At 67.9% G+C, this 11646-nt stretch carries 9 protein-coding genes and 1 pseudogene; 3 read left to right on the forward strand and 7 right to left on the reverse strand.

The window, feature by feature from the left end; translation table 11 throughout:
• Positions 1 to 29: 29 nt before the first annotated feature.
• From LV79_RS00990 to LV79_RS01010, 6 genes and pseudogenes are all read right to left on the reverse strand, one after another.
• Positions 30 to 839 (reverse strand): ATP-grasp domain-containing protein, encoded by an 810-nt coding sequence (locus LV79_RS00990; RefSeq protein WP_308208915.1) that lies wholly within the window; start codon positions 837 to 839, stop codon positions 30 to 32.
• 74 nt (positions 840 to 913) lie between these two features.
• Positions 914 to 1075: pseudogene (locus LV79_RS34755) on the reverse strand (Imm1 family immunity protein); the annotation flags it as partial.
• Between the two features lie 80 nt (positions 1076 to 1155).
• Entirely contained in the window at positions 1156 to 2031 is an 876-nt protein-coding gene (locus LV79_RS00995) for a hypothetical protein (protein WP_253831291.1), read from the reverse strand.
• A gap of 20 nt (positions 2032 to 2051) precedes the next feature.
• Positions 2052 to 2213, reverse strand: coding sequence for a multiple cyclophane-containing RiPP AmcA (gene amcA / locus LV79_RS01000; protein ID WP_253831292.1), 162 nt, complete (start codon positions 2211 to 2213; stop codon positions 2052 to 2054).
• On the reverse strand, positions 2210 to 3337 hold the full coding sequence (gene amcB, locus LV79_RS01005) for a cyclophane-forming radical SAM peptide maturase AmcB (protein ID WP_253831293.1): 1128 nt from the start codon (positions 3335 to 3337) through the stop codon (positions 2210 to 2212). The genes amcA and amcB overlap by 4 nt, the downstream gene beginning before the upstream one ends.
• 58 nt (positions 3338 to 3395) lie before the next feature.
• Positions 3396 to 4589, reverse strand: a complete 1194-nt coding sequence (locus LV79_RS01010) for a helix-turn-helix domain-containing protein (protein ID WP_253831294.1) — start codon at positions 4587 to 4589, stop codon at positions 3396 to 3398.
• Positions 4590 to 4684: 95 nt separating this feature from the next.
• On the opposite strand from LV79_RS01010, the gene LV79_RS01015 reads away from it, so the two are divergent.
• A complete protein-coding gene (locus LV79_RS01015) occupies positions 4685 to 5356 on the forward strand; it encodes a haloacid dehalogenase-like hydrolase (protein WP_253831295.1) in 672 nt (223 codons plus the stop codon).
• Here LV79_RS01015 and ychF read toward each other — a convergent pair.
• Positions 5346 to 6419, reverse strand: coding sequence for a redox-regulated ATPase YchF (gene ychF, locus LV79_RS01020; RefSeq protein ID WP_253831296.1), 1074 nt, complete (start codon positions 6417 to 6419; stop codon positions 5346 to 5348). The two genes, LV79_RS01015 and ychF, sit on opposite strands and share 11 nt — an antisense overlap.
• 340 nt (positions 6420 to 6759) lie before the next feature.
• On the opposite strand from ychF, the gene LV79_RS01025 reads away from it, so the two are divergent.
• Both LV79_RS01025 and LV79_RS01030 read left to right on the forward strand, forming a co-directional pair.
• Entirely contained in the window at positions 6760 to 9981 is a 3222-nt protein-coding gene (locus LV79_RS01025) for a S8 family serine peptidase (protein ID WP_253831297.1), read from the forward strand.
• Positions 9982 to 10115: 134 nt separating this feature from the next.
• A complete protein-coding gene (locus tag LV79_RS01030; protein ID WP_253831298.1) occupies positions 10116 to 11579 on the forward strand; it encodes an AlkA N-terminal domain-containing protein in 1464 nt (487 codons plus the stop codon).
• Positions 11580 to 11646: the final 67 nt, after the last annotated feature.

Raw genomic sequence — 11646 nt, forward strand, 5'->3', positions numbered from 1 at the left:
TTGACGCTGCCGCTAGTTAGGGTCGGCCGCTAGTTGACGCTGGCCGCGACCGCCCTGGCGTAGACGTCACCGGCGAGCGCCGAGTACTCGCGGCTGTGCCTGCTGAACCGCTCGAGCGACACCCCGCTGTTGACCTCCATGACCAGGTGCTCACCGTCGACCACCACGACGTCCACGGTGGCGAACCGGAGCCCGAGCGCGGCCATCGCGTCGCCGCCGACCTGGGTCAACTTGTCCACAGTGGAGGGATCGACGCAGACCTCGGGGGTGGCGCCGAGGTGCAGGTTGTGCCGCCACTCGCCGGTGTCGGTGCGCACCTTGCGGAAGGCCAGCAGCAGCTCGCCGTCGAGGAACACCGTGCGGTACTCGTCGTCGACCTCGAGGAACGGCGACCACGCCAACGCCCGGTACCGCTGGCTCAACTCCCGCACCGCCGCGTCGAGCTCGGAGGTGGTGTGCGCCAACAACACGCCGCGCCCCCCGGACTCCACATTGGGCTTCACCACGACCGGCAACTCCCGATCCCAGTTCACCGCGGGCGACCCGGTCCACCCCGGCCGCACCAACCGGTGCTCGACACACCCGATCTTCGCGGCCCGCAACAACACCGTCGTCGCAACCTTGTCATCCGCAGCCTTAGCCGACGCAACGTTGTTCAACGGGAACGAGTACCCAATGATCAACCCCCGCGCCGCCCCCCGGCACAACTCCCCGATCCAATGCCCGCTGTGCCACGCGACCACCCCACCCAACTCAGCGATCGCCCGCTCCACATGCCGAACAAAGTGCCGATCAGTAATACTGGTCGACCCGGCCACATCGTCGAGAAAATCCTTCACCCACGCACCCCGTGTCCAATACGCCCCTCACCGGACATCTTACCTCCCGAACCCCCGCCACGACTCGGCCCCCATCAAGCACCAGACCGCGTCTTCCACCCCACCGACACAGGACGATCCCCACCTTCAACGAATTCATCCACCGCGCGCACTACCGCCCGGTACGAGATCACGCTACGTGCGGGAATCAGCGTTTCGCCACCCTGGTAGTCGTAACTCAATACCTCATCAGCGGTGCCCTCCTGAGTTCGGCGTTGGGATTGCTGGGGAGTGTCCTCAGCCCCTACGTCGGTGGCCCGTCCTCGTTGCGGAAGTCCTAGATCCTGCTCAGCGCAGCTTCGCCGATCTCGCGTAGCGAAGTCTGCAACGCGTCGACGTCGCTGCCGCTGCCGTAGTTGGCCAGGTACCGCACGGCTACCGAGAGCAGTGCGAACTGGCCGGTACTGGTGTCGAGCACGTCAGCGAACGTGTCGTGCACACGGTCCGCGATGGCCGGCACGAGCAGGCTGTTGCAGTACAGCGTGGCGGCGTCGTAGCCCGCTGGGGCCCGGCGCCAGGATTCCCAGTCGAGGAAGGTGAGGTCGGGGCCGGTCAGGTTGCCCCAGTGCAGGTCCGCGTGAGCGGTCGTCCACGTCAGGTCGTCGAACTGGTCGAGGTCGAGTCGGTGATCGAACTCCCGCTCGACCCCGCGCACCGCGAAGCCGATCGAGTCGACTGGATCGCCCTGCGGCGCAGGGTGCGCGGCCAAGGCCATGAGCCCGGTCCGCAGGTCGGACCACCACTGGTCCGGCAGGACCGGTTCAGCGAAGAGCACCCCGTCCGCAGCGATGGTGGAACCACTGGCCAGGGTCATGACCTCAGCTCGGAGACGGCGGCCGTTGAGGTAGTCGTCCCGGTTCTGCCAGTCCTGCCAGCGCAGGACATGTGGCTTGGGAACGCCTCTGATGGCGTTCGCCTCCACGTTGCCGTCCCACCGGCAGGCGGGCAGGTAGTCCGGATCCTCCAGCACGACACGCAGCCACACGTCGGTGTCTCCGTCGCGGGCCACCGTTCCCGCCGAACGCATGTCGTAGGTGTTCACCACGTCACCGTTCGAGGGTTCGACGCCGACCAGTCGAGCCGCGGCCTGGAGTTGTCCGGCCAGCCACAACCGGCGTTCCTCCACGGCCAGCTCTACTTCTTCGTCGGTCAACACCGATCACCTTCCGCAGGCTAGTTCTTGGTGAACTGCCCGTCCTTGTAGTGGCTCTGGCCCCGTCGGCCCCACTCTGTCATCCGCGTTCCGGTGGCGCTTCCCGGCACCTGGTGCCGGGCGATCAGCCGTGCGAGCGCGGGCGGCTTGGGCCTGCGCAGGAGTTCGTCAAGAACGGTCATGGGGTGTCCTCCCGTAGTAACTCGGCAAGCGCCAGGGCAGGCGCTTGGAAAGCCACCTGGCAGTGGCTCGTTTCTGTGGCGGTGAAGGTCTGGTGCTCGAAGTACCGGTTTCCGGCGTGAGCACCCTGGCAGTAGTCCCAGAACTGGCAGGACTGCTTGCAGGCGTCCAGCCCGTCAAGGAACTCCCGCACGTACGGGACCCGCGTCACGTCTTCCAGCAGCGTTGACAACGGCGTGTCGACGACATTGCCCACGATGAAGTCGTTGTACCGCTTGTCGTGAACACCGAGCAGTTCCGGCGACAGCAGCACGACGTCGCCGTTCCAACTGATCGTCGGGATCAAGTCGTGTCGGCCGTCAGCCTTGCGAATCTCGGTGTCGTAGGACAGGAACTTGGCCATGTTGTCGACTTCCCGGATCGTCATATCCGGGTGCTCCGCAGTCCACTCGAACGCATCTCGCCAGAAGCGCTGGGCTTGGTCGATCTCCGGTGTGGTGCCGCTGACGTTGGCCGCTTCCTTCGCCTCGACGTTGAGCCCGACCCAGTGGCAGCCGAGATCAGCGAAGAAGTCCAGGGTCTCCACCGCCCGGGTCGTTCCCTCGATCGTGACGACCGCGAGCGTGGTGAACGGCAGGCCGTGTTCTTTCAGCTTCTCAATGCCCCTGATGATCCGGGAGAACACAGGCCGCCCACCGCGATCGACGCGGTTGTGGTTCGTGTGTTCCGGGCCGTCGATGCTGACGCCGACGTCGATCTCGTAGCGCCTGAACAGGTCGCACCACGCGTCGTTGATGAGTATCGCGCCGGTCTGGACTCGCTGGACGACTTTGCCAGCCGCCCGCAACGGCTCGAACGGCTGTAGCAACTCCTCGAACTTGTCGACACCGACCGCCAGCGGCTCCCCACCGTGCCACACGATCTCGACCGGCTTGTCCGTGAACCAGTCGTCGGCCATGCCGCGGACGATTGCCTCCACGGTGTCGACCGACAGGTCTTTCTTGCGGTGGCGGTTCGGCAGATAGCAATACCCGCAGTCCATCGGGCAGAAGGTGGTCGGCTGCAAGATCATCGTGTTCGGGCTGGGAGTCAGCCAGGTCTTGGCCAACCTCCGGTAGTCGGTCATACCCTGAACCTAAGGCCGCTACCGGTCGGTATTCCGGTCTCTCAGACCGAGTTGTCCGTCAGACCGGGATGCCGAGCTGCTCGGCGAGCGCAGCTCCTTGACGGGCGGCGTTGGCGCGGCCCTGTCGCACGATCGCGTGCACGACCGCGTGCGCTGCCGGGCGGTGCAGCACGTCTTCCGGTGCGGTGCCGTTCGCGGTCTGCACCGCGACCAGGGCACCGTGGTAGTCCCTCCGCTGCACGTAGCCCCGGGCTTGATCGAGGAGAAACGCGACCCTCCGCTCAATCGACATGCCGCCCGGGGGATCAACGGTTTCAGCCAGTCGCAACGCTTGCGCTACCTCGCCGCTCTCGAGTTCAAGGCTGACCACGTGCATGGCGACGCTGGTCGGGCCGAAAGCGGTCCACGCGGTGTTTCGCTCGCCGGTAACGGACGCGATCTTCGCGGCCTCGCTCAACTGCTCGCGCGCGAGCCAGGGGTTTCCAGCGCGCGCCTGTACCACCGACCCGACAGACAACAGCGCACCTTGAATCGCGAGCCCATCCAGGGTCGCTGCCTGGTCGCTCTCGCGTATCGCCGCGATGGCGTGGGCGACCACGGTTTCGGCGCCGTCAGCCTGCTTGTCCGCGAGCAGGACGTGCGCCATGTTCCACGCCGCCGCAGCCCTCAGCGTGGGGCTCCCGGCGTTCTCTGACGCCCGTACCGCCCGGTCCGCGGCCAGCAGTGCGGAGTCCAGGCGACCGATCCGCTTCGAGACCGTGCGCACCAGGCCGTACAACTCGACGGCACACGCGTTGGAGCGGTTCCCGGGCTGCTCTCGTAGGACGTGTTCGGCATCGGCGATGAGACCGGGCAGGACCCCGGTCAAGTCGGTGTACCTGCTGGGCGACCGTTGCCACGTACGCCAGGCTTCTCGGATTCGCCTGCCGATCTCCAGCCCGTTGACGGGTTCAGCGGGCCTGGTGATCGGCACCGTGAGCGCCCGGTGGATCTCTGTGGAGCCCGGCCGAGCTACCAACCTCCGCGCTGGTCGGACCGTGGCAGGCGGCAGCAGATCACTGGCTGGTCGACGCAGTGACCGGGCAAGAGCGAGCAGGACCGGGAGCGTGGGGAGCTTCCGACCACGCTCGACCTGGTACAGGTAGTCAGCGGTGATGCCGCTCAGACCAGCGACAACCTCACGCGTCTGCCGGTTGGCCAGGCGGATCTGCCGCACCCGGTTGCCGACCTCGTGCGCCAGTTCGTCATCCACCACAACCCCCGCACACCACGTAGCCGTGGGTACACGGTGGCAGAATCCCGGGCATGTCGGGTACCGGTTCCGCCTCATCCACACCGCGCTACCTGGTGCTCTGGGACGTCGACCACACGTTGATCGAGACCCGTGGAGCGGGACGCCGGTTCTTCGAGCAGGCGTTCCAGGCCGCGACCGGTCGTCCGCTCGCCAACCGGGCGAACATCTCCGGTCGCACCGAACTCGACATCATCAGGGAAAGCCTGAACGTCAACGGCATCGAGCCGAATGAAGACCGGGTGGCGGAAGTTGCCACCGCACTAGTGCGCCAATACGAGCATGGGCGCGACGAACTGGCCGACACCGGGCGAGCACTACCAGGCGCACGGGAAGCGCTTCAAGCGCTCGGAGGCGACCCGGCGGTCTTCCAAACAGTACTGACCGGCAACCTGCCAGAAGCCGCCAGAGTGAAGCTCGAAGTGTTCGACCTGGCGAAGTACCTGGACCTCAGCTCAGGCGCTTACGGTGCGGACCATGAGGAACGCGCCGCATTGGTCGCCGTAGCACGGGAGCGGGCCGCAGCGCGGTTCGGCTCCGGCTTCGACGGCCACGACACCGTGCTCATCGGCGACACACCGGGCGACGTAGCGGCGGCAACCGCCACCGGCGCGCGGGTCATCGGGGTCACCACCGGCAAGTTCGACGCCGCCGCGCTACGGGGCGCGGACACCGTGATCGGCTCACTGGAGGAGTTCAGTCCGAACCTGATTCCGCCTAGACGTTAAACCTGAACTCGACTACGTCGCCGTCGGACATTGTGTAGTCCTTGCCTTCGATGCGGACTTTGCCCGCGGACTTGGCGGCGGCCATGGAGCCCGCGTCGACGAGGTCGGTGAAGGAGACCACTTCGGCTTTGATGAAGCCGCGTTCGAAGTCGGTGTGGATGACGCCCGCGGCTTGGGGGGCGGTGGCGCCTTGGGGGATGGTCCAGGCTCGGGCTTCCTTGGGGCCTGCGGTGAGGTAGGTCTGCAGGCCGAGGGTGTGGAAACCGGCGCGGGCGAGGGCGTTGAGGCCGGGTTCGGTCTGGCCGACGGACTCGAGGAGTTCGCGGCGGGACTCGTCGTCGAGTTCGAGGAGTTCGGCCTCGACCTTGGCGTCGAGGAAGACCGCGTCGGCGGGGGCGACGAGCCCGGCCAGTTCGGCGCGGCGGGACTCGTCGGTCAGCACGGCCTCGTCGGCGTTGAAGACGTAGAGGAACGGCTTGGTGGTGAGCAGCGACAGCTCGCGCAGCAGGGCGGTGTCCACACCGGCCGAGAACAGGGTGCGGCCACTGTCCAGGATGTCCCTGGCGGCGAGCGCGGCCTCGAGCAGGGGGCGCGCCTCCTTGCGGGTGCGGGCCTCCTTCTCCAGCCTCGGCAGCGCCTTCTCCAGGGTCTGCATGTCGGCGAGGATCAGCTCGGTGTTGATCGTCTCGATGTCGGCCAGCGGGTCGACCGCGCCGTCGACGTGCACCACGTCGGGGTCGTCGAACACCCGGATGACCTGGCAGATGGCGTTGGCCTCGCGGATGTTGGCGAGGAACTTGTTGCCCAGCCCCGCACCCTCCGAGGCGCCCTTCACGATGCCCGCGATGTCCACGAACGACACCACGGCGGGCACGATCCGCTCGCTGCTGAACACCTCGGCCAGCCGGTCGAGCCGGGGGTCGGGCAGCGCGACGATGCCGACGTTGGGCTCGATGGTGGCGAACGGGTAGTTCGCGGCGAGCACGTCGTTGTTGGTCAGGGCGTTGAACAGGGTGGACTTGCCCACGTTGGGCAGGCCGACGATCCCGAGGGTCAAACTCACGGTTGCTGAGTCTACGGACCGCCCCGGAGGATGCCCGACCGCCCGGTCGTGTGCGAAATAGTTACCAACACCGTTCACAGATTTGACTACTAAACGATGTATGTCCGGGGCTCTTCATACGCAGCAAAGCCCCCGTTCGCCTGGTAACGAGCTGGCCACTTGCGACGATGCGAGCACACTGCGTGCCAAAACGTCTAGACCCACTCGACCGGATTAGCCCAAATGGACGCTAGTCACCGAGACGGTCGCGAAGAACACTCCGTGAGCGCCCCCGCGCTCGTCCACCGACCGGAGGTCAAGGGGCGCGCCCAGCTCACCCGCTGAGGAAGAAGGAAGTGGGATGATTCAACCCCCCAGGCGACGGCGTGGCCGGATCGCACTCGGGATGGCGTTCACCACCGCGGTGGCAGGCGCTGTGCTGACGACGATCCCCACTGCCAACGCGGCGCCCGCCCAGGTCCCCACCGAAGAGGGCCCCGGCATCGGCAAGCACGACCAAGAACTGCTGGCGAAGGCGCAGCAGGCCGGTGAGAAGACCGTCAAGGTCCTCATCGCGACGAAGGACGGCGACGCCGCCCGGCACGTCGACGAGCTCACCAAGGCTGGCGCCAAGGTCGAGTACCGCGAGGACGAGATCGGCTACGTCCGCGCCGAGGTCGCGGTGGACAAGGTCACCAAGCTGGCCAAGCTGCCCGGCGTGCAGGCGCTCGACCTGGACGAGAACATCGCGCTCGACGACCCGCGCCCCACCGGCCAGGTCGACCCGACCCCGCAGCCCGCCCCCGGTCCGAGCACCCCGCGGGTCAACCCGTACATGCCGATCGGCGACATCAACGCGGCGCAGTTCGTCAACGAGCACCCCACCTGGGACGGCCGCGGCACCACCGTCGCCATCGTCGACAGCGGCATCGACCTCGACCACCCGGCGCTGAACAAGACCAGCACCGGCGAGCGCAAGGTCACCGACTGGGTCACCTACACCGACCCGACCTTCACCGACGGCGTCAACAACGACGACGACCCGACGTGGATCCAGATGTCCACGCCGACCACCGGCCCGGAGAACGGCCTGCCCAACGAGTCGGGCGCGCTGCGCTACGGCGTGTTCAACGAGCGCGACGCCCGCCTCGGCGGCGAGGTCGGCTCGGACGTCAACCGCGACGGCAACCCCGCGGGCAGCAACGGCCTGTTCGGCGTGCTGTGGAACCCGGCCACCGGGACCGTCTGGGTGGACACCAACCAGAACAAGAACTTCGGTGACGACCAGGCCCTGACCGACTACAAGGTCAAGTACGACATCGGCACCTTCGGCAAGGACAACCCGGCCACCCCGGTCAAGGAGTCCATGCCGTTCGTCGTGCAGACCGACGTGGCCAACAACGTGGTCAACATCGGCATCGTCTCCGGCGCGCACGGCTCGCACGTCGCGGGCATCGTCGCCGGTAACCGCCTCTTCGGCGGCACCGTCAACGGCGCGGCCCCCGGCGCGAAGCTCGTCTCCGTCCGGGTCTGCCTGTTCGTCACCGGCTGCACCAACCACGCGCTGCTCGAGGGCATGATCTACTCCGCCCGCGACGCCGGTGCCGACGTGATCAACATGTCGATCGGCGGCCTGCCCGCCCTCAACGACGCCAACAACGCGCGCGCCGAGCTCTACGACCGGCTCATCGACACCTACAACGTCCAGATGTTCATCTCCGCTGGCAACTCCGGCGCGGGCGTGAACACCGTGGGCGACCCGTCGGTGGCCACCAAGGTCCTCTCCGTGGGCTCCTACATCACCAAGGAGACCTGGAAGAGCAACTACGGCTCGGACCTGGGTCGCGCGGAGAGCCTGCACGGCTTCTCCTCCCGCGGTCCGCGCGAGGACGGCGGCTTCAAGCCCGACATCATCGCGCCCGGCTCGGCGATCTCCACCGTGCCGACCTGGCAGGCGGGCCAGCCGGTCCCCGGCACCTACACCCTGCCCCCCGGCTACGCGCAGTTCAACGGCACCTCGATGGCCTCGCCGCAGGCAGCCGGTGCCGCCGCGCTGCTGGTGAGCGCCGCGAAGGCGAAGAACGTCTCGCACACCGCCGCGCAGATCCGCACCGCGTTCCGCTCGACGGCCCGCTTCGTCGACGGCCTGGGCGCCTACGAGCAGGGCAACGGCCTGATCGACACCAAGAAGGCCTGGAACCTGCTCAAGGACAACCCCAAGCAGACCGACATCTCGGCCAAGGTCCCGGTCAACACCGCCCTGTCCCCGCTGCTCAAGACCCCGGGCATCGGCACGGGCATCTACGACCGCGAGGGCGTCAAGACCGGTGACCGCTACACCCGGACCTACACCTTCAAGCGCACCACCGGTTCGGACTACCCGGTGACCTACCAGGTCAAGTGGGTCGGCAACGACGGCACCTTCAGCTCGCTGCCGGTCGTCACGCTGCCGAAGAACGCCGACGTCAAGTTCACCGTGACGATCAACCCGCGCTCGGCGGGCATCCACTCGGCGATCCTGAACCTGGACAGCCCGCTCACCTCGGGCATCGAGGCGCAGACGCTGAACACCGTGATCGCGGCCGAGGACTTCACCTCGGCCAACGGCTACTCCGTGCGCAAGGGCGGCCAGCTGGGTCGCAACGAGGTCGCGAAGTTCTACTACCGCGTCCCCGCCAACACCCCGGCGTTCAAGGTCGACCTGCAGGGCGGCGGCACCGGTGCCGGTGCGGGCCAGCTGCGCTTCCTGCGCTTCCACCCGTACGGCGTGGGCATCGAGGCCAACTCCTCGACCAACTGCTACAACCCGCCGGTCGCGGGCTGTGACGCGGGTAGCCCCACCAGCCGCACGGTGACCAACCCGCAGGCCGGTGTCTGGGAGGTCGTGGTCGAGGCCCGGCGCACCTCGGACACCGCGTTCGCGCCGTTCACGCTGACCACCTCGGTCCTCGGCGCGTCGGTCACCCCGAACCCCGACACGATCGCCTCGGCGACCAAGGGGACCCCGGTTGTGCGCAGCTACACGCTGAAGAACCTGTTCGGCGCGTTCACCGGCAAGGCGAACGGCACCGCGCTGGGCAGCGCGAAGCTGGGTCAGCTGAGCATCACCGACGGGCAGAACCAGCAGTACCCCGTGGTGGTCCCGGCAGGCTCGACCTCGCTGCGGGCCAAGATCGGCAAGACCTCCGACGTGGGTGCGGACCTGGACCTCGCGGTCTACAACTGCACCTCGGGCAGCTGCGTCCTCGCGGGCCAGCAGGCCGACGGTGACTCGGAGGAAGAGGTGACCATCGCCAACCCGGCGGCGGGCACCTGGATCGTCCTGGTGCAGGGTTACGCGGTGCCCGCGGGCACCACGACCTACGACTACCTGGACGTCTTCGCGAACCCGGCGTTCGGCACCGTCGCGGTGACCGACGCCAACGCGACCCGCGCCGCCGGTGCCCAGTGGACGGTCTCCGGCTCCGTGACCGCGAACCAGGCCCCGGCCGCTGGCCGCGTGCTCCTGGGCAACGTGGAGGTCCGCAACGACGCGAACGTGCTCATCGGCACGGGTGACGTCGTGGTCCAATCGGTGTCGTAACCGAGCCTGATTCCCAGCGGTAAGCCGAGTGGGACCCGCCGTTCGCGGCGGGTCCCACTTGTTTTGTGGGCCGTACGGATGCAGATGTCTCTTTCCTGCCAGCCCTTGCGCTTGCACGCCGGCAGCATGGTCGGGTGTTGATCGACCCGGAGTTGGGATACCGCGCGGTCGTCTCCCGCGACGCGCGCTTCGACGGTCAGTTCTTCCTGGCCGTGCGCCCGACCGGGCTCTACTGCCGACCATCGTGCCCAACCATCGCGCCCCGCAGGCGCAACGCGGAGTTCTTCGCGACCGCGGCCGCCGCGCAGCAGGCCGGATACCGGTCCTGTAGGCGCTGCCTGCCCGACATCGTGCCCGGCTCCCCGGAGTGGGACACCCGGGGTGACCTGGCCGGACGCGCGATGCGGCTCATCGTCGACGGAGTCGTGGAACGCGAAGGCGTCCCAGGTCTCGCGCGCCGGGTGGGCTATTCGGAGCGGCACCTGACCCGGGTGCTGACCGCCGAACTCGGCGCGGGACCACTGGCTTTGGCCAGGGCCCACCGCGCCCACACGGCCCGGCTGCTGATCGAGACCACCACGATGTCGGTGTCGGACGTGGCCATCGCGTCCGGTTTCGCCAGCGTGCGCCAGTTCAACGACACGATCCGTTCGGTGTTCGCGACAACACCGTCCGAACTGCGGGTCGCCGCCCAGCGCGCGGGACGGGGCAGGCAGCACGCGGGCGCGGGACGGGTCCGACTGCGGCTGCCGGTCCGAACCCCGTTCGACGCGGCCGGGATCCTGGCATTCCTGTCGGCCAGAGCCATCCCCGGCGTCGAATCCGCCCGCCCCGGCCGATACGCGAGAACCCTTCGCCTGCCCCACGGTTCAGCGACCGCGCACATGCGCCCGGCAGGCACCCACGTCGAATGCACACTGCGTCTGGCAGACCTACGCGACCTGAGCACAGCGGTCTCCCGCTTGCGCCGACTGTTCGACCTGGACGCCGACCCCGCGGCCGTAGACGGGGTCCTAGTCACCGACCCGGCGTTGGCGGTATCTGTCGCGGGGATACCCGGGATCCGCGTGCCAGGCAGCGTAGACGGCACCGAGACGGTCGTACGGGCCTTGCTGGGACAGCAGGTAAGCGTCGCCGCCGCCCGAACCGCCGCGCGTCGACTGACGGAGGCTGTAGGGGAGCAACTCTTAGCCCCACAGGGCGAATTGACGACCCTGTTCCCATCAGCAGCGGCTGTCGCCGAACGCGCCTCCGAAATCCTCACCGGCCCCGCCCGCCGCGTAGAGACCATCCGAACCATCTGCGCCGCCATCGCCTCCGGCGACATAGAACTCCACGTCGGCGTCGACGGAGAGGCATTACGCAGCCGCCTCCAGTCCTACCCCGGGATCGGCCCCTGGACCGCCAGCTACGTAGTAATGCGCCTCCTAGGCGACCCAGATGTCCTACTCCCCCAAGACCTAGCCCTACGCAACGGCGCCCGCGCCCTCGGCCTGCCCTCTAGCATCGAAGCCCTCACCGAACACGGCCGCCGCTGGCGCCCCTGGCGCTCCTACGCCGCCATGCACCTCCTCCGCGCCGCAGGCCCCACCGTCTAACCCCTCCCCCACCCTTCCTCGAATCACGCTGCCCACCCGCGCCCCACCCCAAGCCCGGACAGCCTGA

This window comes from Actinokineospora globicatena, from assembly GCF_024171945.1.
Taxonomy (GTDB): Bacteria; Actinomycetota; Actinomycetes; order Mycobacteriales; family Pseudonocardiaceae; genus Actinokineospora; species Actinokineospora globicatena.